The organism is Zestomonas carbonaria (genome assembly GCF_904061905.1).
Classification (GTDB): domain Bacteria; phylum Pseudomonadota; class Gammaproteobacteria; order Pseudomonadales; family Pseudomonadaceae; genus Aquipseudomonas; species Aquipseudomonas carbonaria.
Genome location: NZ_CAJFCI010000074.1, coordinates 26,639 through 50,242, shown reverse-complemented (window position 1 = coordinate 50,242; position 23,604 = coordinate 26,639). Strand labels below are relative to the sequence as shown.

The window sequence follows — 23,604 nt, the reverse complement described above, 5'->3', positions numbered from 1 at the left end:
GGCTATCAACAGCCGGCAGCGCGCCTCGCGCTGCCCGCGAATAAAATGGCGGGAACAGGAGCTGGGGCCCGAGGATGACGACTCAGCATGCCAGCCGTGGAGCCTGTTCCCACCGAAACCAGCCCGTCCAGTGGGACAGGCGATCAAACACCACACCGGACGCTCCTCATCCACCCGATGTCCAACCCGGGTCGCCCGATCGGCACCACAACTTTCCGGAAGGTTGCATGTACCGGGCCGGACGTCACCGGAGGACTGCGGGGCCGGGTCGCTATACTCAAGCCACCTTGCCCCCATCGACGAAGAGCTGAAGTCAGCTTATGCCCGAAAGGTACCGCTTCCGATCCGACCGCACCCCTCCCTCCATGGGAGGGGGTGAGAGGGGGCGAGAGCGGGTGGAATGCCAGCCACGCGCCACCGACGACAACGCCCCAGGAAACCTGGAGGCAACGGACTGTTCCTATTCCCGGACAGGCTTGCGAAATACACTGAGTAGCTGCACACGCCTGCGATCTTCGAGCCGACCCGCCCCATGAAACGCGCCAACACCCTGCTGATCCGTACCAAATTGATGCCGCCACGCGTCGATGCCCGGTCGCTACAACGCGAGCGCCTGCTTGCCCAACTGGAGGCGGGCAAGGATTGCCGACTGGCACTGATCATCGGCCCGGCCGGCAGCGGCAAGACCACCCTGGCGGCCCAGTGGCGGCAACGCCTCATCGCCTCCGGCAATGCTGTCGGCTGGTACAACCTGGGTCCCGACGACGAGACGCTGTGGGCCGCCTACCTGGTAGCCAGCCTGGAAACCGCGGGCCTGGCGGTGACCGACGAAATGATCGGCCTGAGCGAACGCAACGACGGGCGTTCCCTGGAGGTCCTGCTGCCTCTGCTGGTGAACGCGCTGTACGAACATTCGCGGCCGCTGTACCTGTTCCTCGAAGACCTGCAGTTCCTTGCCGCCCTGCCGGCACTCGGGCTCATCCAGAAGTTGGTCGACCTGGCGCCGGACAACTTCCATCTGGTGATCAGTTCGCGTCAGCGTCCGGACCTCGACCTCATCGCCATCGGCATCAAGGGCCAGCTCATGCAGCTTGGCTTCTCGGAACTGCGCCTGACAGCCGAAGAACAGGCCGTCCTGCTGGCCCAGCAGGGGATCGGCGAGTTGTCCAAGGCGCAGCAACGGCGCTTGCACGAGATGACTGACGGCTGGGCCGCCGGCCTGCAACTGAGCGCCCTGTCGCTGAGGAATGGCGGCGATTTCGAACGCAGCCTCCAGGGCGGGTTCGGTGGCGCCATGGCCGCCGACCATCACAGCCTCGATGCCTATCTCGACGACTGCATCGCCCGCGTGCTGACCCCCGAGCAGATCGCCGTCATGGTCCGCATCTCGACCTGCCGGCGCTTCAACCGCGAGCTCTGCGCAGCGCTGACGGGCGACGTCCGGAGCAGCGAGGTGTTCGACGTCCTGCTCGAACAGAATCTGTTCCTGCTGCCGATCGACTTCGAAGGCAGCGTGCAGTGGTATCGCTTCCATCAGATGTTCGCCGGCTACCTGGGCAGGCTGCGCAGTCAGTTGCCGCCAGCGGAAATGAACCGGATCAACCGGACCGCCAGCCGCTGGTTCGCCGAGCAGGGCATGTATGTCGAGGCCATTCGCCATGCGCAGTACGCCGGAGACCTCAGCGGCAGCATCGAACTGCTCACCCGTGTGTCCCGACCGCTGATCGGCGAGGCCCATTTCGCCCAGCTCCTGCAGTTGGTCGACGTCCTGCCGCGCGATGCCTGGCGCCAGGAGATCGAGTTGCTGCTGTCGGTCGGCTGGGCCGAACTGACCTGCAACCGCCTGGATGGCTTCGAGCTGACGCTGGAGGCCGTTCGCGCTCATCCTGCGGTGGACAACCCGGAAGTGGCGGTCGAACTGCGTCTGCTGCGCGCCATGTACCTGATCAAGCGCGACGACACGGCGCAGGTCCTGGACCTGCTCGCACCGCTCCTCGAGCAGCCGCCCCAGCAGCGCAACTTCCATCTGCTGATGCTCTACACGCTCGCCGGCGTCGCCCTGCTCAAGGCCAACCATGCGGTCCAGGCCCGCGACCTGGCACACAACGCCCAGCGGCTCCTGACCCAGCAGCAGGGTGCACGCCCGCGCCCCTTCCTCGACGCCCTCTGCGGCCTCAGCTTCTATGTCCAGGGCGACCTGTACCAGGCGCAGCGCAACCTGGTAGCCACCCTGGGGCAGATCACCCGCGCGCCGTTGCTGGCCCAGGAGGCGGCAATCCTGGCCAAGGCCACTCTGGCCCTGACCTGCTACGGTCTGGACGACCTGGACGCCGCCGACGACTACGTCGAGGAATGCCTGGACGTCGCGGAGGTGCTGGGCACCATCGAATGCATCCTCTACACCTACCTCGCACGGGCGCAACTGCAATGTGCCGGCGGCATGCCGGATGCGGCCTTCGCCACGCTCGAGCGACTGGGCGAGATTGCCGAGGACACCAGCCTGGATCGGCTGCAGGCCTGGCGTTACGCGGAACAGGTGCGCATCGCCTGCCAGTGCGCGGACCTGCCACCGGCCCGGGAAGCCATGCGCCGCTTGCGCGCGCTGGCCGAGCCCTACGACAACCAACGCAACTGCGCCTGGGCCGAGATTCCCCTGATCACCGGCATGGCGGAAACGGCCCTGGCCCTCGCCGAAGGCGACTATCGGCGCGCGGCGGAACTGGGTGGGAGCTGGGCGCAGGCCTGCCTGGACGATGGCCTGCTGTTGCAGGCGACCGTGCAGCGCATCCGCGCCGCGATCGCCCATCTGGCGCTGGAGCAGCACGCCGAGGCCCGGCACCATGCCCAGGCGGCGTTGCGCGATGCCAGCGAATGCGGCATGAACCGCGTCTTCCTCGATGAGGGTGGAGCCGGCCTCCGCCTGCTGGAAACCCTGTCCATGGAGAATGGCCTCAGCTCGCGGGAGAAGGCCTATCTGCAGCGCTGCCTGGAGCGCGCCGCCAGCCCAGACAGCGCACCGGGGGAGACAGCGGAGGCCGGGAAGGAGCCGGCTGCCGGCCAGGGCATTCTCTCGCCGCGCGAACAGGAGATCGTCATGCTGCTGGCCCGCGCCCTGTCCACCAAGAGCGTCGCCCGGGAACTCAACCTCTCTCCCGGCACCGTCAAATGGCACCTGAAGAACGTCTTCAGCAAGCTCGGCGCCTTCTCCCGCGAGGATGCCGTGGCCAAGGCGCGCAACCTCGGGCTGCTGTCCTGACCACTACCCGTCCCGTTCCCGCATCGAGGCCCATCCCGCAGCCACGGCCAGCGGGCCTTGCAACGGCGTGCCGCCGAGCCTTATGCAAGGCAGGTATCGCCACGATGCGAAAGTCGCATTTGCGCAAGCTTCCGTCGGCCGCCGACCATTGCCGCTCGAGCGTCCGGCCTTCCCGCCAGGCGCAGTGATGCTCCCGGACAGCGGGATATCCATGCGAGAGAGACAGCGATGAAAAGGACAAGAACCTGGCTAGCCACATTGGCTTTGCTCACCAGCGCCTCGGCGGCCATGGCCGCCGACAAACCCAACATCCTGGTGATCTGGGGCGACGACATCGGCCAGAGCAACATCAGCGCCTACACCATGGGCGTGGTGGGTTACCGCACGCCGAACATCGACCGCATCGCCAAGGAAGGCATGCTCTTCACCGACTACTACGGCGAGCAGAGCTGCACCGCCGGGCGCGCGTCCTTCATCACCGGGCAGAGCGTGTACCGCACCGGACTATCCAAGGTAGGCCTGCCCGGCGCCGACCTCGGCCTGCGGGAAGAGGACCCGACCATCGCCGGCCTGCTCAAGGCCCGGGGCTACGCCACCGGCCAGTTCGGCAAGAACCACCTGGGCGACAAGAACGAGTTCCTGCCGACCAACCATGGCTTCGACGAATTCTTCGGCAACCTCTACCACCTCAACGCCGAGGAAGAACCGGAGCATTCGGACTATCCGAAGGACCCGGAATTCCGCAAGAAATTCGGTCCGCGCGGGGTCATCAAGTCATTTGCCGACGGCAAGGTGGAAGACACCGGCCCGCTGACCCGCAAGCGCATGGAAACCATCGACGAAGAGGTCACCAGCGCCGCCGTCGACTTCATGCAGCGCCAGGTCAAGGCCGACAAACCCTTCTTCGTCTGGTGGAACGCCACCCGCATGCACCTGCGCACCCATGTGAAGGACGCCAACCGCGGCAAGTCCGGCCAGGACGAATACGCCGACGGCATGGTCGAGCACGATGCCATGGTCGGCGATCTGCTCAAGGCCCTGGAAGACCTGGGCGTGGCCAAGAACACCATCGTCATCTACAGCACCGACAACGGCCCGCACATGAACTCCTGGCCGGACGCCGGGCAGACCCCGTTCCGGGGCGAGAAGAACACCAACTGGGAAGGCGGCTGGCGGGTCCCGGCCATGGTGCGCTGGCCCGAGCACGTCCCGGCGGGCAGTGTTTCCAACCAACTGATGCACCACATGGACTGGCTGCCGACCCTGCTGTCCGCGGCCGGAGCGCCGGACATCAAGGAGCAGTTGCTGAAAGGCGGCGTCAAGGCCATCGGCCGGACCTACAAGGTGCACCTGGACGGCTACGACATGCTGCCGCTGATCACCGGCAAGAGCGAACGCTCGCCCCGTGAGGAAGTGTTCTACTTCTCCGACGATGGCGACCTCACCGCCATGCGCTGGAACGACTGGAAGTTCGTCTTCGCCGAGCAGCGCGTACCCGGCACCCTGCAGGTCTGGGCCGAGCCCTTCGTCAAGCTGCGCGTCCCACTGATCTTCAACCTCCGCCGCGATCCCTACGAACGCGCCAACATCACCTCCAACACCTACTACGACTGGCTGATCGACCACGTCTTCCTGCTGGTGCCCGCCCAGCAGCAGGTCGGCAAGTTCCTGCAGACGTTCAAGGCCTTCCCGCCACGGCAGAAGCCCGCGAGCTTCTCCATCGACCAGGTGATGGAGCAGATGGAAGCGGCCGCAGCCAGGGCCAGCAGCCGCTGAAGGCCGCCAACGCCGGCGCGGCCCTCCGCGCCGGCGTGCCGTTCCCCCGGCTCGGCGATTCCACTCCCGGAATCCGGGGAGGAGGCGCGCAATCCCGCTGGCTACAGTTAGAGGAACGGCTCCCCAACGGAATACCGGCCATGCACGATTTGCGTCAACTACGACATTTTGTCGCCCTCGCCGAGCACTGCAACTTCGCCCGCGCAGCCGAGGCGGTAAACCTTTCCCAGCCCGCCCTGACCCGCAGCCTGCAAGCCCTTGAGCGCTCGCTGGACTGCCAGTTGCTGGACCGCTCGCCGCGCGGCGGCGTCAACCTCACCGAGCATGGGCGCCTGGTACTGCGCTACGCCCAGCGTCTGCTGGCCAGCGACCAGGAACTGAAGAACGCGGTGAGCCAACTGAGCAACCTGGAAAGCGGCGAACTCCACGTAGGAGCCGGCGCCTACCCGTCGGCCGGCCTGGTTCCCCGCGCGCTGGGCCGCCTGCTCGCACGCCATCCCCGCATCCGGCTGTTCCTGCAGGTCGACAACCGCCTGCAACTGCGCGACCACCTGCTGGGCAACCGTCTCGAACTCTATGTGGCGGACGTGCGCGAAGTGATCGACGACCCGCAACTGGCCATAACCCTTCTGCACAACTACCCGATCGTGATCTTCTGCCGTGCGCGGCATCCCGTGCTGCAGCAGGGCACACCGGAGGCGGGTGAACTCGGTCGCTACCCGCTGGCGGCGACCCATATTCCCGTCAAGGAAAGCATCATCCTCAGCCAGTTGAACGACCACCACCCTCCCCTCAGCGTCCAGTGCGACAACTTCCTCGCCCTGCACCGGCTGGTCTGCGAAAGCGACGCGCTGGGCCTGGCGCCTTGGGACGTGATCGCCGAGGACGTGCACGCCGGGCGCCTGGCCGTCCTCCCCCTGCCCAAGGAGCGACTCGATTTCAGCACCGCCTACGGAGTCGTCAGCCGCAGGGGCCAGAGCCTTTCTCCGGCCGCAGCCGCGCTGAAGGAGATCATCCTGGAAGCGGATGAACAGACCCATCGCCAGCTCTACCGATGATGCGGGCAACCTCCAGCCTCGAACGGCTGGGCGCCCGACGTCAGAGGACAACCCCATCGAGGCCGTCATGATCAATCCGCGAGAACGGATCCTTGAACTGGAACGCGCCATCGGCCAGGCCGTGCTGGGCCAGGCCGATGTCGTCCGCCAGGTCCTGCTGGGCCTGCTTGCCAATGGCCACCTGCTGCTCGAAGGCCTGCCCGGCCTGGCCAAGACCCGTACCGTCAAGGCCTTGAGCCGTTGCCTGGAAGCACGGATGTCGCGCATCCAGTTCACCCCCGACCTGCTGCCGTCGGATATCACCGGCGCCGAGATACTCCAGCAGGTGGACGGGCAGAACCAGATCAGGTTCCAGGCCGGGCCGCTGTTCGGCAACCTGATCCTCGCCGACGAGATCAATCGTGCCCCCGCCAAGGTCCAGGCCGCCCTGCTGGAAGCCATGGAGGAACGCCAGGTCACGGTTGCCGGGGTCAGCCACGGCATGCCCGAGCTGTTCATGGTGCTGGCGACCCAGAACCCCATCGAGCAGGAAGGCACCTACCCGCTGCCCGAAGCGCAGATGGACCGTTTCCTGATGAAGGTCCTGCTGGATTATCCGCACGCGCCGGACGAAACCCGCATGCTCCGCCTGCTGCGCCTGGAAGAACGGGCCGCGCCGACCGACTCGGCGGAGGGCGGCGATCGCCTGGCCCAGGCGGTCATCTTCAATGCGCGCCAGGAGATCGGCGCGCTGCATGTCTCCGAGGCCGTGGACCGCTACCTGGTCGATCTGGTCAACGCCACCCGCAGGCCAGCGAACCACGATGCCGACCTGGCCCGCTGGATCCAGGTCGGCGCCAGCCCGCGCGGCGGCATCGCCCTCGACCGGGTCGCCCGGGCCCATGCCTGGCTGGCGGGGAACGATTTCGTCTCGCCGGATGACGTACGTGCGGTAGTCCACCCGGTGCTGCGTCATCGCCTGATGCTGTCCTACGACGCGGTGGCCGATGGCGTGAGCACGGACCAGGTGCTCGACCGCCTGCTCGACAAGGTCGCCATTCCCGCCTAGGCCGCCAGCATGGATCACCACGACACCACCGGCCTGGTCCAGGTTTCCCTCGACCGGTTGATCGCCCTGGAGCGGCCGGCCCGGGGGCTGGACTTCCTGTCCCGCCAGCCCCGCTCCAGCATCCTCGCCGGGCAGCATGCCTCGCGCCTGCGCGGACGCGGGCTGAACTTCGACGAGTTGCGCCACTACCTGCCAGGCGACGACCTGCGCCGCCTCGACTGGCGTGCGTCGCTGCGCCACGGCAGGCCGTTCGTGCGCACCTTCAGCGAGGAGCGTGATCGTCCGGCGCTGGTCCTGGTGGACCAGCGCATGAACATGTACTTCGGCTCCAGGCGCAGCTTCAAATCGGCCATCGCAGCGGAACTGGGGGCCCTGGCCGCCTGGATCGCCTTTCAGGCAGGCGACCGGGTCGGCGGCATCGTGTTCGGCGACCAGGCGACCTCGCGCCTCCGTCCCCTGCGCAGCCGCAGGCAGGTCGAAGCCCTGTGTGCCGCCATCGCCAGCCACAACCGGACCCTGTGTGCCACGCAGCCGGAGATCGACAACGGCGCCCGCCTCGACGACATGCTCCAGGACTGCCTGGCCATGGCCGGCCACGACCATCTGATCTGCATCGTCAGCGACTTCGCCGGCGCCAGCCCGCGCACCCTGCAACTGCTGCGCCGGCTGTCCGCGCACAACGATGTGATCGCCATGCTGGTCTACGACCCGCTGGCCCTGGAACTGCCCACCCGGGGACGCCTGGTGGTCACCCAGGGCGAGCTGCAGGTCGCCCTGGAGGTCGGGCACCGGCAGGTTCGCCAGCCACTGGGCGAGTTCCTCCTCGGCCGCCTGAACGAGGTTGCCGGCCTGCTACGTCGCAGCCGGGTGCCGCTGCTGATGTTCAGCACGGGGCAAGGCGCCCTGGAGCAACTGCGCCAGGAACTGGGCCGCCTGCCGGGAGCCTCGCGATGAATGGGCATGAAGCACCTCGGCTCGACCAGCTCCGGGAACTGCCGCCGGTAGATCCCCTGGTCAGCTACTGGCCGCAAACCTGGGGCTGGCTGCTGGTGTTGCTTGTCCTGCTGGCCGGACTGGCATTCTGGGCGGGACGCCGCTGGCGTCGTTGGCGGCGCGACCGCTATCGGCGCGAAGCCCTGCTCCGCCTGGCCGAGCTGGAGCGGGCACTGGGCGACGAGCACGGCGGGCTGGCCGCCCTGCGGGAAATCCCGGAATTGCTCAAGCGCGTGGCGCTGTCGATGCCTGGCAGCCCGCCGGTGGCCGCGCTGGGTGGCGCCGACTGGCAAGGTTTCCTCGAACGCACCAGCCCAAGGCCGCTGCCGGCCAGGCTCGGTGAGCAACTGGCCACTCTCGCCTATGCCCCGGCGCCGACGGTCCAGGCCCTGGCCGACGACCTGCCGGCACTGCTCGGTGCCTGCCGCGACTGGATCGAGAACCACCATGTGGCAGATTGACTATCCCTGGCTGCTGCTGATGCTGCCGCTGCCCTGGCTGGGGTATCGCTACCTGGGCGAATACCGCGAGCCGCGCGATGCCCTGCGCGTCCCATTCTTCGCCGCCGTCAGCCGTGCCATCGGGCAGACGCCCGGCCGTTCCGGCCCACGCGGCAGCCGTGGCCAACTGCTGCTCAACCTGTCGCTCTGGATCCTGCTGGTGGTGGCCTGCGCCCGCCCCGTCCTGCTGGAGAAACCCATCGAGCGCCAGCAACCGGTACGCGACCTGCTGCTCGCCCTCGACATTTCCCAGTCGATGGAAACCACCGACTACACCGACGCCTCGGGTCGCCGCATCGATCGCCTGAGCGCGGTCAAGGGCGTGGTACGGGACTTCATCGCCAGGCGTCCGGATGATCGCCTCGGCCTGATCGTGTTCGGCACGGGCGCCTACCCGCAGGCGCCACCGACCCGCGACCACGCCAGCCTGAACCTGCTGCTGGAGGAGATCGGTATCGGCATGGCCGGCCCCAACACCGCCATCGGCGACGCCATTGGCCTGGCGGTCAAGCTGCTCGAAGGAGCCCGGGAAAAGGACAGGCTGCTGATCCTGCTCACCGACGGCAACGACACCGGCAGCGCCATCCCGCCCACGCGCGCGGCCAGGCTGGCCGCCGACGCGGGCATCCTGGTACACACCATCGCCATCGGCGACGCCAATGCCAGCGGTGACGCCAAGGTGGACCTGCAGGAACTGCGCGACATCGCCCGAGCCACCGGCGGCCGCTTCTTCCAGGCCGCGGACCGCGACGCCCTGGAGCAGGCCTATGCCACCCTCGACAGCCTCACCCCCCACCAGGTGAAGACCCTCGGCCATCAGCCCAAGCGCGACCTGTTCTGGATACCACTGGGCCTGGGGCTGATCCTGCTCGTCCTCTACCACGGACTGGCCGCCCTGCACCGCCAACCGGCCAGGACCGCTGCTCCGCGGCCCGGACAGGGAGGCTGACATGGACCTCGGCGCCTTCCACTTCCTCCGTCCGCTCTGGCTACTGCTGGTCCTGCCCGGCATCCTGCTGCCATATCTCTGGAAACGCCAGCGGAACGCCACCGGCGCGGCTGGAATCATCGCCCCGCACCTGCTCCCGTACCTGCTGGTCAGCCCCGCCGCCGGCCGCCGCCTGCATCCGGTGCACCTGCTCAGCGCCCTGCTGATCCTCGGCGGCCTGGCCACCGCAGGACCGACCTGGGAACAGGACCGCCCGGAGTTCCTCGACGACCGGGCCCCCTTGATCCTCGCCCTCGACCTGTCGGCCTCGATGGACTCCGACGATGTGCCGCCGACCCGCCTGGAAGCCGCCAAGCGCAAGCTGCACGACCTGGTCCAGCGCCGGGCGGGCGCCCGTACCGGGCTGATCGCCTACGCCGGCAGCGCCCACCTGGTGCTGCCGGTCACCGACGACCCGCATTTGCTGGACAGCTTCATCGAGGCCCTGTCCAGCGAGCTGATCGAAACGCCCGGCAAGGATGTGCCCGGCGTCATCGGCCTGGCCAGGCGCCTGCTGGCCGTCGAGCAGGGCCCGGGCACACTGGTCCTGGTCACCGATGGCGTCGACGCCGACCAGCTCCCCCGGATCGGTCCAGCCCTGGCCGGGGCTGCGCCACAGGTGCTGATCCTGGCGGTCGGTACACCGGCCTCGGCGCGCTTCGATGTGGAGGGCCTGGAGCGGCTCGCCGAAGCGGCCGACGCCCCGCTCGGCAGCCTGACACTGGACGACGACGACCTCGACTGGATCGAGTTGCATGCCCAGCGCCATTTCCAGGCGGGCGAAGACGACGGCGCACAACCGCACTGGAAGGACGCCGGCTACTGGCTGTGCTGGCCGCTGCTGGCGATCGCCTTCCTTTGCGTGCGGCGCGGCTGGAGCCTGCACTGGCTGGCCTGCCTGCTGCTGGCGACGAGCCTGGCGCCACTGTCGACGCCGGTTCACGCCGGCCCGCTGGCGGACGCGTTCTTCACACCGGACCAGCAAGGTCGCTGGGCGTTCGAGCGGGGCGACTTCCAGCGCGCCCGGGAGGCCTTCCGCGATCCTTACTGGAAAGGCCTGGCGGCCTACCGGGCCGTCGACTACCAGGCCGCGGCGGACAGTTTCGCCCAGGCCGAGGGCGCGCATGCCAGCTTCTACCTCGGCAACAGCTATGCCCGTCTGTACAAACTGACCGAGGCGATCAGCGCCTACCAGCGGGCCCTGGAACTGCAACCGGTGTTTCCCGAGGCCCGCGCCAACCTGCGACTGGTCACCGCCCTGCGCAAGGACCTCGAGGAACAACGGCAGGCGGCGCCTGAAATGGCGCCGGACAAGATCGAGTTCGAGCAGGGCGCCGACAAGGGCAAGGAAACCTCCATGCCCGCGCAGCAGGCCACTTCGGATGAACTCTGGCTGCGCAACCTGAACACCTCGCCCGCACAGTTCCTCAAGCAGAAATTCCGCCTGCAGCAGGCCGCCCGAAACGACACCGGGGAACAGCCGTGAAGACGCTGCAGGTGTGGCTGGTGTGGCTGGCCTGCCTGGCGCCCCTCGCCGCGCTGGGCGACGAACTCGTCGTGCGGGTCGAAACCCGCCTGGTTCCGGCCGCGACGGTGCCGGTCGGCGGTACGCTGCGCCTCGAGGTCGACCTGTTGGTGGACACCTGGTTCACCGCCCCGCCGCAACTGCCGGAACTGGAACTGGCCGACGCAGCGGTGACTTCCCCGCGCGGCCGCGCGGATCACCTGAGCGAACGGCGTGACGGGAAGAACCTCTTCGGCCTGCGCTTCACCTACCTGATCATCCCGGACAAGGCCCGGCGCTTCGACATACCGGCACTGGCCATCCAGGTCAGCCCCGGCCAGGCCGCCGGCCCTCTCAGGGTCCACAGCCAGCCACTCGGCTTCGTCGCCCACCCGCTGCCGGGAACGGATCCGCAGCGGCCACCGCTGGTGGCCCGGACGGTCACCCTCGACCAACGTATCCTCCGTTCCCACGATCCCCTGCGGGTCGGCGACAGCGTCACCCGGGAACTGCGGATGATCGCCATGGGTGCCCAGGCGGCGCGGCTTCCCGCCCCGGAGGCGGCGCATATCGAGGGGCTCAAGCACTACCGTGGGGCCCCCCGGCTACACCCCGTGGATGATGGTCGCGGCGATCTTCTCGGCGCACAACGCCTGGACAGCCTCAGCTACGTGGTGGAGCGCCCGGGCCGCTACCGACTGCCGGCCATCGAGCTGCAGTGGTGGGACCAGGATGCCAGCCAACTGCGCCGCGTATCGGCGGAAGCCGTCGAGTTCGAGGTCGAAGCACCCGCCGCCTACCAGGCCGCCTTCGATATCTCCGAAGACCTCCAGCGACTCGGCCGGCATGCCCGCTGGCAACTCGCTCGGCACTGGCTCCTGCTGGCCGGAATGCTCCTGCTGGGCGTAGGCCTCGTCGTCTTCGCGCGTCAGCGGTTTCTCGCCGCGCTCGACACCCTGGGCCGCTACTGCAAGGCCCGGCAGGCAGCCTGGCATGCCTCGGCGGCATTCGCCTGGCGCCAGGTGCCGGGACAACTCACCCGGCAGCCGGCACGACTGGATGCCCTGTACCTGTGGGTTCGACGCCGCTGCGGCTCGGTCACCCTGAACGGGCTTTCCGGCAAGGTCTCCGCCGACCTCGCCGCGCAACTGCGAACATTCCTGAAATCCCGCTATGGCCAGGAGCCTCAGAACGGCGCGGACCTCTCCACGCTGCGGCGGCTCCTGCCGAAACTGCGTCGGGAAACCTCCGCGCAAGGCCTGCGCCTGGTCGTCAGGCCAGGATTGAAACCACTTTACCCACCGTTCCCCCCCAAGAGGACAAACCAATGAGCCCATCCCCCCTCCTCCGTGTTCACTGGTGGCTGTACCTGCTGCTGGTGCTGCCGTTCCTGGCCCAGGCGGCCGATCCACTGCCCTCATGGAGCGATGGGCCCTCCAGGCACGCGATCATGACCTTCGTCGGAGAAGTGACCAGCGAGGGCTCCAAAGGCTTCGTCCCGCCCGCCGAGCGCATCGCCGTGTTCGACAACGACGGCACCCTGTGGAGCGAACAGCCGCTGTACATCCAGTTGGCGTTCGCCATGGACGAGGTCAAGCGCCTGGCTCCGCAGCATCCCGAATGGAAGGAACAGCAGCCGTTCAAGGCCGTGCTGGAAAACGACCTCAAGACCCTGTTCGAGAGCGGCATGCCGGGCCTGCTCGAGGTGGTCAGCGCCACCCATGCCGGCCTGGACACCGATGCCCTGCTCGGCAATGCCCGGGCCTGGCTGGCCAGGGCCGTGCATCCCAGGACCCACAGGCCCTACACCGAGATGGTCTACCAGCCGATGCTGGAGCTGCTCGACTACCTGCGCGCCAATGGTTTCAAGACCTACATAGTGTCCGGTGGCGACGTGGTCTTCATGCGGGCCTTCGCCGAGGAGGTCTACGGCATTCCGCCGGAACAGGTGATCGGCACCCACTACCTTTCCCGCTTCCAGGACCAGGGCGGCCGCCTGTCGGTCCTGCGTACCCCGCAACTGGCCCATAACAACGATGGTCCGGGCAAGGTGGAAAGCATCGAGCTGATCATCGGCCGCCGACCGCTGTTCGCCTTCGGCAACTCCGACGGCGACCTGCAGATGCTGCAATGGACCGCCGCCGGCAGCGGCAAGCGCTTCGCGGGCCTGGTCCATCACACCGACGCCCAGCGTGAAACCGCCTACGACCGCGACTCCAGTATCGGCCACCTGGACAAGGCGCTGGACATCGCCAAGGCTGACGGCTGGACCGTGGTCGACATGGCGGCGGAATGGCGCCAGGTCTTTCCCTTCTCGCCCACCACGAGCGGGCAGTAAGGTTTGCTCCCTCCCCTAGAAGCGCCGGCGATGATGTCCTTGTACTCAACCGAGGTGCGCACGTCGGCCGCGCTTCCGATGGGGCAGCTCCATGCCACCCGGTCGGAGAAGACGAAAAAAATCCCGGGAGAAGCTGACCTCCCGGGATTGGAGAGTGGTCCGTGGACCACGAGCGCTCACACTACTTCGTTGCCTGACGCCGGCCCTGCGCCGGCCGCACCAGCCAGGCGGCCAGCGCGGGCAACAGGAGGATGGCGCCGAACACGTTGACCAGGAACATGAAGGCCAGCAGCACGCCCATGTCCGCCTGGAACTTGAGGGTGGAGAACAGCCAGGTACTGACGGAAATGGTCATGGTCACCGCGGTGAACAGCGAGGCAGTGCCGCGTTGCTTCAAGGCTTCGACGAAGGCGGCGCGCAGATCCAGGTGGCGCGAGTGCATCTCGTGGCGGATACGCTCGAAGAGGTAGATGCCGTAGTCCACGCCGACTCCGACCCCCAGTGCCACTACCGGCAGCGTATTGACCTTGAGGCCGATGCCGAGCAACGCCATCAGCGCGTTGCACAGCACGGTCACCAACGCCAGCGGCAGGATGATGCAGAGGGTGATGCGCAGCGAGCGGAAGCTCAACAGGCAGAGCAGCGTCACCGAGGCGAACAGCGCCAGGTTGACCCACTTGTCCGCCGCGGCCACCGCCTCGTTGGTGGCGGCCATGACGCCGACGTTGCCGCTGGCCAACTGGAAGCGCAGGTGCTCGCTGTCGTTGTCCGCCTTGAACGCCTTGATCCGCTGGATGATGTGGTCGATGGTCGACGCCTGATGGTCCTCGGTGTACAGCGAGATCGGCATGGCGGTACAGGTCGAGTTCATCAGTTCGTTGCCGAGACGGGTGGCGAAACCCACGCCCTGGGCGATCTGCGCCCGCTCCTCGGGGATCGCGCGCCACTTGACGAAGGTCTCCGCGTAGCCCTGGGTGACCTGCCCGACGAAACCCGCCAGGCCGCGCACGGTGCCGACGCCGTCGGTCTGCTTCATGGCGAACTCGAAGTCCTCGACCTTGCCCAGCACCTCGCGGTCGACGCAGGGCGAGTCGCTGCCGTTGGCTTCCACCACCACCTGCAGCAGGTCGACGCCGATGGCGAAGTGGCGGGTGATCATGGCCACGTCCTGGTTGTAGCGCGAGTCGGCGCGCAGCTCCGGCACGCCCTCGCCCATGTCGCCGACCTTGAGCTGGCCAGCCTTCCACAGGCCGAGGCCGAGCAGCAGCACGGCGAACAGGATCACCGCCGTGCCGCCCTTGCGGGTGGCCAGCGGGCCGAGGCGTTCCCACAGCCAGTCGCCGGCGGTTTCCTTGCCCTTCAGGCTCGCCGCGTCCCGGGCCGAGAAGTGCATGTAGGACAGCAGGATCGGCAGCAGCAGCTTGTTGGTGAGGATCATCAGGCTGACCCCCAGGGTGGCGGTGATGGCCAGCTCACGGACCATCTCGATCTGCACGAAGGCGATCACCAGGAAGCCCAGGGCGTTGGCCAGCAGCGCCATGGCGCCGGGGATGAACAGCTTCTGGAAGCAGTTGCGCGAAGCGGTCAACCCGTCGTGGCCGTGCAGGGTTTCCAGCCGCCAGGCGTTGGTCATCTGCACCGCATGGGATACGCCGATGGAGAAGATCAGGAACGGCACGAGGATCGACATGGGGTCCAGCGCCAACCCCAGCAGCGGCAACAGACCGAGCAGCCAGACCACCGGCACCAACGCGCAGATCAGCGCCCAGGCCGTGAGCATGCGCGAGCCGGAGTACCAGTAGAGCAGCAGCGCGGTGACCAGGAAGGCCAGGCCGAAGAACAGCAGCACGCCCGCCGAGCCGTCGGCGATATCGCCCACCGACTTGGCGAAACCGATGATGTGGACGCTGACGCCATCCTTCTCGTGCTTGGCGCGGACCGCCTCCAGGGCACGTCCCACCTGTTGCAGGTCGAGCCGCGCGCCGGTCTCCGGGTCGAATTCCTGCAGGTTGGCGACGACCATGGCGGCGCTTAGGTCGTTGGCGACGATGCGGCCGATCCAGTCGGACTTCAGCACGTTCTCGCGCACGATCTTGAGCTGCTCGGGCGTGCCGCTGAAATCGCCGGACACGATGTTGCCGCCACGGAAACCGTCTTCCATCACTTCGTTGTAACGGACGTTGGCGGTGAACAGGGACGTGACCGAACTGCGCTCCACGCCCTTGACGTAGAACACCTCCTCGGTGACCTCGCGCAGGCTTTGCATGAACGCCGGCGTGAAGATATCGCCCTTCTCGCTCTTCAGCGCCACCAGCACCTTGTTGGCGCCGCCGAACTGCTCCTGGTACTTGAGGAAGGACTGCATGTATTCATGCTGGAGGGGGATCATCTTCGAGAATCCCGCCTCCACCCGTAGCCGGGTGGCGCTGAAGGTGAACAGCAGCGTCAGAAGGATGAAGAAGACCAGCAGCGGCCGACGGAAATGGAAGATCCAGTACGACACCCGGCCGACCAGGCCACGGGAAAAATGCTGGCGGTCGAGCAACCTGCCTTCTAGATCGTGCTCCAGACCACGACTGTCTTGGTAATGGCTCATATCAACCTCAATTCGCTGCCGCTGATGTCAGGCTCAGCGCCTGTATTCCGCTGTCGCCCACCGCAAGCACGCCCTCCATCACGGCCGCTACCTGGGCGAGGCTGCCGCGGGCCGCCTTGCCCAGGACGAAGCTGCGCCCATCGTCGCCGCTGATCGCCAGCATGCCTGCGTTGCCCACCAGCACGATGCGGCCGTCCGGCAGAACCTGGCCGCCCTGCAGGGCCACCCTGGTGTCCAGCGGCACCGGCACCCAACTGGCCCCCGCATCGGTCGAGCGGTAGAGGCTGCCACGCATGCCGAAGGCCAGGAGCGTGCCGCCGGGGGTCGCCAGGCCACCGAAGAAGGAACCTTCATAGGGGGACTCCAACTGCTCCCAACTGGCGCCGAGATCGGCGGAACGCAACAGGGTTCCGGACTCGCCGAACAGGAACAGGTGGTCGCCGGCCCTGAGTACCTTGGCGATGTGCCGGTCGAAGTCCTCGTTCAGGATCTGCCGCCGCGTCCAACTGAGGCCGCCGTCGAGCGACTCCAGGTAATGTCCGAAGGATCCGTAGGCCACGAAGCGTCGGTCACCCAGGTAGGTCACGCCGAGCAGGGCGTCGCGCCCGATGCCGTCGAGGGGAATGGCAGTCCAGGTCGCGCCACCGTCAGCGGTACGCAACAGGGTGGCGCCATGGCCGACGGCCACGCCGACCTGGTCGTCGCCGAAGGCCAGCCCGGTCAGGGTACGATCCGCCGGTGTGCGCACGGCCTCCCAATCAGCGCCGTCGTTGTCCGAGCGGAGTATCCAGCCGTGCTCACCGGCACTGAACAACTGCGAACCGGCTCGCTGGATATCGAGCAGGATGATGCGATCCACCTTGAGCGGTTCCCCGGCCGAAGCGGATGCCTCGGCCCGAAACCCGGCCACCATGATGAACGCCGCCCACAGCAATGCATGAGTCGGCTTGCCGAAACGGGTCATTGGCTGTTCCTTTCCTGTTATTGGAAGGGCGGCCACGATGGGCCGCCGTCAGGTGCAACGTACTCAGTGGCCGGCTCGGCGCAGGGCGTCCGGCTGGAACTCGGCCTGGCGCCCCTTGACGTCGAACTTCCAGGGCTTCTTGACCTCGTTGTCCAGGCCGGCCACCAGATAGTTGCCGTTGGACAGGTCGTGCCAGATGTTGGCGCGATACCAGGGCAGGCCGGCGTCGTAGAACTGGATCAGCGGATGCACGCCGACACGCCACAGTTGACCACGGGTGTCGTAGGCATCCTCTTCCAGCACGGTCCAACTGTCTTCGTCGAGGAACATCACGCGCTTGCCGTAGATGTGCTTCTGGCCGGTCTTCAGGGTGCCTTCGACCACCCAGACGCGGTGCAGCTCATAACGCATCAGGTCGGCGTTGATGGTGCCCTTCTGCAGGATGTCGGCGTACTTCAGCGACTTGTCCGAGAGCTTGTAGGCGTTGTACGGCACATAGAGCTCCTGCTTGCCCACCAGCTTCCACTCGTAGCGGTCCGGTGCGCCGTTGTAGCCGTCGTACTGGTCGGTCACGCGCATGCTCTCGGTGCCGTCGCTGACGTTGTCGTAGGCCAGGTCGGGCGCACGGCGCACACGTCGCGCGCCGGAGTTGTAGATCCACGCCGAACGCGCCTCCTTGACCTGGTCCACCGGCTCCTTGACCAGATACACGGTGCCCTGCAGGGTCGCCGGTTCGAGGAAGTAGCCGAGGATGTTGAACAGGCGGTTGTCCTCGCGACGATCCATGTTCTGGTCGTAGACACGGTACTCGCGGAAACCCACCTTGTACGAGTCGCCACCACTGCGCACCGGGAACCAGTGGTAGGTGCGGTCCAGGCCGCCCCCCATATAGCGCACCAGGTGGTTCCAGATCGCCTCCTGGCCATTCTTCGGGATCGGGAAGGGAATGTTGGAACCGTTCAGGTTGCTCAGGCCAAAACCCTGCAGCTCCACCTGGGTGGCCTGGGCCTTGGCCGTGTCGGTGACGGCGGTGGGCAGCGCGGCGGTACGCCGGGTCTGGTAGACCGGCATCCTGAAGTTGTCGTACTTCTTCAGCAGCGCCAGGGTGCCGGGGGTCAGTTTGTCCTTGTACTGCTCGGCATTGGCCGCACTGATCACCACCTGGGGCTTGTCCTCCGGGAAGGGGTCCACATACCCCATGGCCGGAGTCCAGCCGGCCGGCGGTTCAGTGAGGCCACCGTCCCAGGCCGGGATACTGCCATCGGCATTGCCGGCCTTCTCGGCCCCGACAGGCGTCAGGTCATTCCCCAGCCGCGCTGCCTCTTCGGGGGTCAGCTTGGCCCAGGCATTGCCGGCGCTGGCCATCATCGTAACCACCAGGGCCAGGGCCAGGGGGCTGCGGCGCATCGTTATTGTTTTCATGCCGGTTTCCTCATCAGAACTTGTAGCTGTAGTTGACCGAGTAGTAGTCACGGTCACGCAGCGGGTCGTATTCGGCGTCGTTGTTGAAGGTGACGTAGTTGAACTCCAGGCTGTGCTTCTTCAGGTAGTCGAAGCGCACCCCGGTGCCGACGGTGAAGCGGCCCTCGTTGAACTGGCCATCCAGCGACACGCCATCGATGTCCTGGCCGATGAACAGGCTCGGGTAGGTGGCGACGCCGATGCCGAACAGGTCCGGGTACTCCAGTTGGCCGCGCACGCGGTAGCCCCAGGCGAAGTCGGTGATGTAGCCCTGGTCCTTGCAGCCGGACGGCTGCGGGTTGCGGGCGCCGCAAGTGTTGCCGCCGTAGGTTGGGTGGGAGCCGTTGCCGAATATGAAGGCGCGGCCATAGCGGATGTCGTCGTCGCCCTGGGGTACGTCGTTCCACTGGAAGGCGATCTCGGCGGCCACCTGCAGGCTGGACGCGCCCAGCACGTTGGAGAACAGGTTGATGCCGTTGATCTGCAGTTGGGTCTTCTCGAAGCGATCATAGCCACGCAGGTAGGCGTCCTGGCCCAGCGCGACGGCCTGCGCGCCCACCGGTCCCACGCCCTGCAGGACGGCGGCAAGCACGTCGTTGCCGTTGCGCTGTACCGGAACGTTCGGCGAGTAGCTCAGTTCGGCACCGACCGACCAGCCGGCCAGGGTGGTGGCGGCGCTGAGGCCGTACAGCCGGATGTTCTCCGGATACTCCCAGAAGGCGCTCGTGGAGGTGGCGCCGAACGGCAGGTCCTGGTGCAGTTGGATCGGGTTGATGAACGGTGCCCCGCGCCCCGCCACGCCCACCGGGATGGCGCCCCAGTTGCCGCTCTGCGCCGAGACGTTCGGCGTGCGCGCATGGATGTTCATGGCGTAGAGGCCGACCTCGGTGTCGATCGACTCGACCAGGTAACGCAGTGCCAGGCCCCATTGCCCCGAGTCCTTGGCGTCCTTGCCCTTGGACAGGGGCAGGCTGGAACCGCTGCGGAAGCCCACCGGGTTGCTCACGTTGGGCAGGGAGGTAGCCATGGTGCAACCACCCGGGTGGGTGGAGATGATGGTCTCGGTGACCGACCAGTAGTTGCCACAGCCCTCGATGGCGGTGGGCTCCCACTTGAACTGGTAGAAGGCCTCCAGGGACAGCCCTTCGCTGAGGCCGAAGTTGCCGGAGATCATCCACACCGGCAGCAGCGCTTCCTTGATCTCGGTGCCAGGACGACGCAGGGACGGCACATCCAGCGGGTTGATCTGGTTGACACCCTGGACGAACAGGCTCTCGCCCCAGTTCACCACCTGGCGGCCGAGACGCACCTGCAACGGGCGATCGGCCAGGTAGTAGGTGTCGTAGACATAGGCATCGAGCAGGAACACGCCCTTGTTCTTCTGCAGGTCCTCGAAACCATCGTCGGACAGCGGCTTGCGCCGGTAACCGTTGGCCTGGTTGCCGAAGTACACGTCTTCATCTTCCAGGGCCTGGTCGTACCAGCCCTTGATGCGCAGCAACCCGCCCATCTCGCCCTTGCTCATCTCGAACTCGGTGAGGATCTTGGCAATGGTGGAAAAGCGGTCGCCACGATCGTAGTTGAGGTTGCCTCCATCGGTGTTGGAGCCACCGAGCCCGTCGTTCTTGCCGATCACCTGGCCGTCGAGGCGGCTGTACAACTCGTTGTCGCGCGCCTCGGCGCGCCAACTGCTGCCCAGCGACAGCGTGGTGTCCAGGCTCCCGGACCAGCCGCTCTCGGTTTCGAAATTGAATGCCTGGGCATATCCGGCGGTGCCGCCGAGCATGCCCAACAGGACGGCCCGGCCCAGCGCGTGGCGGGCGAAGCCGGCTTGTGCAGAAGTTATTCTTGTCATTGTGTACTTCCCTTGATGGACCCGATTCGTTGGGGGAGCTGCCAACCCCGTCCTCGGCGAGCGGCCCCTCCCTGACGATCCGGAGCCGGTGGTGGTTGGCAGGGTTAGTAAACTGCTCCGCGCCCGACTTGCCCCCTCCCAACGAGAGAGGGGGCGAAGGGGTGGTGAATGTGGCGGGCTGCCCGCAGTAGCCGTTGCCAGGGGCTCGCCATCGGGCCAGGGAGCGTGCAGGGGCGCCATTCGCTGGCAAGCCAGCCTCTACGGATTCCCCGCGACGTCGAAGGCAGACATGGAGCCGGCCACGACGCCAGCCGGACGGGTGCCAGGAGGGAAAGCGCGAAAAGCGGGCCGCAGCCCGCTCAGCGAAATGAACGCGCGGGTGCGCCCGCGCAGGCAGGAGGCCTGCGGGGCGGCGCGCAGGGAGGGATCAGGCGACGCTGCGCGACTTGCCCTTCCAGAAGGGCGCACGCAGTTCGGTCTTGAGCACCTTGCCGGCACCGGAGAGCGGCAGCTCGCTACGGAACTCCAGGCTCTTCGGCGTCTTGTATCCGGCGATGCGCGCCCTGCAATGGGCAAGCAGTTCCTCGGCGGACGGCGTACAGCCCGGCTTGGCCACCACTACCGCATGCACGGCTTCGCCCCACTCCTCGCTGGGAATGCCGATGACCGCGCACATGGCGACGTCCGGATGGCTGGCCAGGGCGTTTTCCACTTCCGCCGAAAACACATTCTCGCCCCCTGAAACGATCATGTCCTTGACCCGGTCGACGATGAACAGGTAGCCGTTCTCGTCCATGTAGGCGCCATCGCCGGTGAGCAGCCAGCCATCGCCACGCAGCACCGCCCTGGTCTGCTCGGGCTTGTTCCAGTAGCCCTGCATGGCGTTGGGGCCGCGCACGGCGATCTCGCCGACGGTGCCGCGCGGCACTTCCCGTCCTTCGCCATCGACGATGCGCACTTCCAGCGCCCGGCCGGGACGGCCGCAGGAGCGCAGCATGCCCCGGGCGGCCGCCTCGGGGGTGTGCTGGTCCGGACCGAGCAAGGAGATCAGCGGGCCCATCTCGGTCTGGCCGTAGGCCTGGCACAACAGCAGGTGCGGCAGATTCGCCTGCAGGTCGTGGAGGAGCTGTTCCTGGATCGGCGATGCGCCGTACACCAACAGGCGCAGCGAAGACAGATCATGGCGCCCCACCTCCGGGTGGCTGACCAGCATCTGCACCATGGTCGGCACCAACAGCGCCATCCCGACACGGTGCCGCTGGATCGCGGCGGCCACGTCCACCGGATTGAACGACGGCAGGATCACATGGGTGTGGTTCAACAGCGTCATGGCATAGCCGATGGCCATGTCGGCCAGGTGGAACATGGGCGCCACCCGCAGCATGGTCTCCTCCGGCAGGAAGAACGGCTCGGTGGCCAGGGCGATCTGGCTGCTCCAGAAGGACCGGTGACTGAGCATCACGCCCTTGGGGAACCCCGTGGTACCACCGGTGTAGAAAATCCCCAGGAGGTCCTCGCCGCCCCTTCGGGCATCTTCGATCGGTTCGCTTTCGGCGAGCAGCGCCTCGTAGTCGAGCATGCCCTCCGGTACCGCGTCGTCGCCGGTGTAGATGACGTGGCGGATCGATTCGACCGCCGTGCGCAAGCCAGTCGCCACGCCCTTGAAGGTCTCGTCGACGAACAGGATAGAAGTGCCAGAATCTTCCAGGGCGTAGGCGTTTTCCTTTTCGCTCCAGCGGATGTTGCACGGATTGAGCACGCCATCGGCCCAGGGCACCGCGAAGCAGTATTCGAGGTAGCGGTCCGAGTTGAGCGAAAGCATGGCGACCCTGTCGCCGCGCTCCAGCCCCAGGCGGCGCAGGGCGCCGGCAAGCCGCGCCACCCGCTCGACGAACTGGCGGTTGCTGTGTCTGCGTTCGCCATGGATCGTCATCAGCCGGTCGGGAGAGTGTTGGACGTTACGGTGCAGGGGTTGGGTGAAATACATGGGATCTCCTGGGATATCTGTGTCGCTTCTTGTTCTTGGCTTGGTCCTTGGAGAAGGGCGTGGGCTCAGGTTCCTGCCACCTTGGCAATGATCGCCTCGATCTGCGCCGGCGACATCCGGCAGAACATCGCGGCCGGATCGACGGACACGGCCTGGACGATCCGCTCCATCTCGCCTTGCGGCAGGCCGGGAATGGCCCACGGCATGCCGATCTCATCCAGCAGGATGCGCAGCCGCGCGATGACCTGGTCCAGGGTCTCGTCGGCGCTGCGTCCCGTGGTCGGGATGCCGAAGGCGCGCGCCAGGCGCCAGGCCACCGGCCGGTAGAAGTCGCGCAGCACCTCCAGCACCACCGGTAACAATGCACCCTTCAACTGGCCGAGGGGAATGTCGTACAGCGATGCCAGGGCACAGGCGCAGTTGTGCACCGGCATCGCGCCGAGGACGTTGGTCCGCGCCACCCCGCTCAGGGTGCTGGCCTGGAGCAGCGCGCCATGGCCATCCAGGTTGCCCGGTTCGTTGACCACCGCCTCCAGCCAGCAGTCGATCAGGGCGACGGCGGCGAAGGCATTGGCGTCGCTGAGATGGTTGCTGCCCGTGCTGGCGACCACCTCCAGGGCCTGGGCCAGTGCCTCCATGCCTGCGGCGGCGGTGAGCGAACGGGACAGGCCGACGGTCAGTTGCGGGTCGAGCACGGCGATGTCCGCCTCCAGGCCAGGCGCCCTCAGCAGTGCCCGCAGGCCACCGAGGCGTTCGCAGCGGATCACCGCGGTATTGCTCACCTCGGCACCGCCGCCGGCCAGCGTCGGTATCGCAATGTGCGGAATGCCCAGGAGCCCCTCCGGCGGGCTGGTTTCCAGGCGGATGCCGCCCAGCAGCGCATCCTGGATATCGGCCAGGCCGTGGGCCAGCGCGTACTTCACGGCCTTGGCGACATCCTGCACGCTGCCGCCGCCCAGAGCGACGATGCAGTCCGTCCCCAGTTCGCGGGCCCGGGCCAGCGCCTGGTTGATAGCGGCGGCCGAGACACCGGATTCGATGCACTCGATCACCCCGGCCAGCTCCGCCTGGCCACCGCCCCGGTTGGCCGCGAAGACGGCCTCCAGGCGTTCGAGCAGGCCGGCGCGGCGCACGCCGGCACTGCCCAGCAGCAGCACGCGCTTACCGCCCAGTTGCTGCAGCAGAGCCGGTACCCGCACCAGCGCACCGGCGGCACAGTGCACCTGAGTGCGCATCCAGTAGTGGAAGTAACCTGTATTCGACATCAGTCTCAGCTCCTC

At 67.0% G+C, this 23,604-nt stretch carries 16 protein-coding genes; 10 read left to right on the top strand and 6 right to left on the bottom strand.

The window, feature by feature from the left end; genetic code table 11:
• Positions 1-532 precede the first annotated feature (532 nt).
• From PSEWESI4_RS18535 to PSEWESI4_RS18490, 10 genes are all read left to right on the top strand, one after another.
• A complete protein-coding gene (locus PSEWESI4_RS18535; protein WP_187672707.1) occupies positions 533-3,256 on the top strand; it encodes a LuxR C-terminal-related transcriptional regulator in 2,724 nt (907 codons plus the stop codon).
• 228 nt (positions 3,257-3,484) lie between these two features.
• Positions 3,485-5,032: an arylsulfatase gene (locus tag PSEWESI4_RS18530; protein WP_187672706.1), complete on the top strand. Its 1,548-nt coding sequence runs from the start codon at positions 3,485-3,487 to the stop codon at positions 5,030-5,032.
• Between the two features lie 140 nt (positions 5,033-5,172).
• Positions 5,173-6,090: a LysR family transcriptional regulator gene (locus PSEWESI4_RS18525; protein ID WP_187672705.1), complete on the top strand. Its 918-nt coding sequence runs from the start codon at positions 5,173-5,175 to the stop codon at positions 6,088-6,090.
• Positions 6,091-6,157: 67 nt separating this feature from the next.
• Positions 6,158-7,138 carry an AAA family ATPase gene (locus PSEWESI4_RS18520; RefSeq protein WP_187672704.1) on the top strand — a complete coding sequence of 327 codons (981 nt, stop codon included), beginning with the start codon at positions 6,158-6,160 and terminating at the stop codon, positions 7,136-7,138.
• Positions 7,139-7,147: 9 nt separating this feature from the next.
• The gene (locus PSEWESI4_RS18515) at positions 7,148-8,092 is read left to right on the top strand and encodes a DUF58 domain-containing protein (RefSeq protein ID WP_187672703.1); all 945 of its coding nucleotides are present in this window, start codon (positions 7,148-7,150) and stop codon (positions 8,090-8,092) included.
• Positions 8,089-8,592, top strand: coding sequence for a DUF4381 domain-containing protein (locus PSEWESI4_RS18510; RefSeq protein ID WP_187672702.1), 504 nt, complete (start codon positions 8,089-8,091; stop codon positions 8,590-8,592). Before PSEWESI4_RS18515 ends, PSEWESI4_RS18510 begins: the two co-directional genes overlap by 4 nt.
• Positions 8,579-9,580 (top strand): VWA domain-containing protein, encoded by a 1,002-nt coding sequence (locus PSEWESI4_RS18505; protein ID WP_187672701.1) that lies wholly within the window; start codon positions 8,579-8,581, stop codon positions 9,578-9,580. The genes PSEWESI4_RS18510 and PSEWESI4_RS18505 overlap by 14 nt, the downstream gene beginning before the upstream one ends.
• 1 nt (position 9,581) lies before the next feature.
• Positions 9,582-11,105 (top strand): VWA domain-containing protein, encoded by a 1,524-nt coding sequence (locus PSEWESI4_RS18500; protein ID WP_187672700.1) that lies wholly within the window; start codon positions 9,582-9,584, stop codon positions 11,103-11,105.
• Positions 11,102-12,454, top strand: a complete 1,353-nt coding sequence (locus tag PSEWESI4_RS18495; protein ID WP_187672699.1) for a BatD family protein — start codon at positions 11,102-11,104, stop codon at positions 12,452-12,454. The genes PSEWESI4_RS18500 and PSEWESI4_RS18495 overlap by 4 nt, the downstream gene beginning before the upstream one ends.
• Positions 12,451-13,461, top strand: a complete 1,011-nt coding sequence (locus PSEWESI4_RS18490) for an HAD family hydrolase (protein WP_187672698.1) — start codon at positions 12,451-12,453, stop codon at positions 13,459-13,461. The genes PSEWESI4_RS18495 and PSEWESI4_RS18490 overlap by 4 nt, the downstream gene beginning before the upstream one ends.
• Positions 13,462-13,642: 181 nt before the next feature.
• Here PSEWESI4_RS18490 and PSEWESI4_RS18485 read toward each other — a convergent pair whose 3' ends face one another.
• The 6 genes from PSEWESI4_RS18485 to PSEWESI4_RS18460 all read right to left on the bottom strand — a co-directional run bounded on the left by PSEWESI4_RS18485 (position 13,643) and on the right by PSEWESI4_RS18460 (position 23,589).
• Positions 13,643-16,057, bottom strand: coding sequence for an efflux RND transporter permease subunit (locus PSEWESI4_RS18485; RefSeq protein WP_187672697.1), 2,415 nt, complete (start codon positions 16,055-16,057; stop codon positions 13,643-13,645).
• Between the two features lie 7 nt (positions 16,058-16,064).
• A complete protein-coding gene (locus tag PSEWESI4_RS18480; RefSeq protein ID WP_187672696.1) occupies positions 16,065-17,021 on the bottom strand; it encodes a WD40/YVTN/BNR-like repeat-containing protein in 957 nt (318 codons plus the stop codon).
• Positions 17,022-17,084: 63 nt separating this feature from the next.
• Complete coding sequence (locus tag PSEWESI4_RS18475; protein ID WP_187672695.1) at positions 17,085-18,443, bottom strand: DUF1329 domain-containing protein; 1,359 nt, start codon at positions 18,441-18,443, stop codon at positions 17,085-17,087.
• Between the two features lie 13 nt (positions 18,444-18,456).
• Complete coding sequence (locus tag PSEWESI4_RS18470; RefSeq protein ID WP_187672694.1) at positions 18,457-20,337, bottom strand: DUF1302 domain-containing protein; 1,881 nt, start codon at positions 20,335-20,337, stop codon at positions 18,457-18,459.
• 427 nt (positions 20,338-20,764) lie between these two features.
• On the bottom strand, positions 20,765-22,324 hold the full coding sequence (locus PSEWESI4_RS18465) for a long-chain-fatty-acid--CoA ligase (protein ID WP_187672693.1): 1,560 nt from the start codon (positions 22,322-22,324) through the stop codon (positions 20,765-20,767).
• A gap of 65 nt (positions 22,325-22,389) precedes the next feature.
• Complete coding sequence (locus PSEWESI4_RS18460; RefSeq protein ID WP_187672692.1) at positions 22,390-23,589, bottom strand: iron-containing alcohol dehydrogenase; 1,200 nt, start codon at positions 23,587-23,589, stop codon at positions 22,390-22,392.
• Positions 23,590-23,604 lie beyond the last annotated feature (15 nt).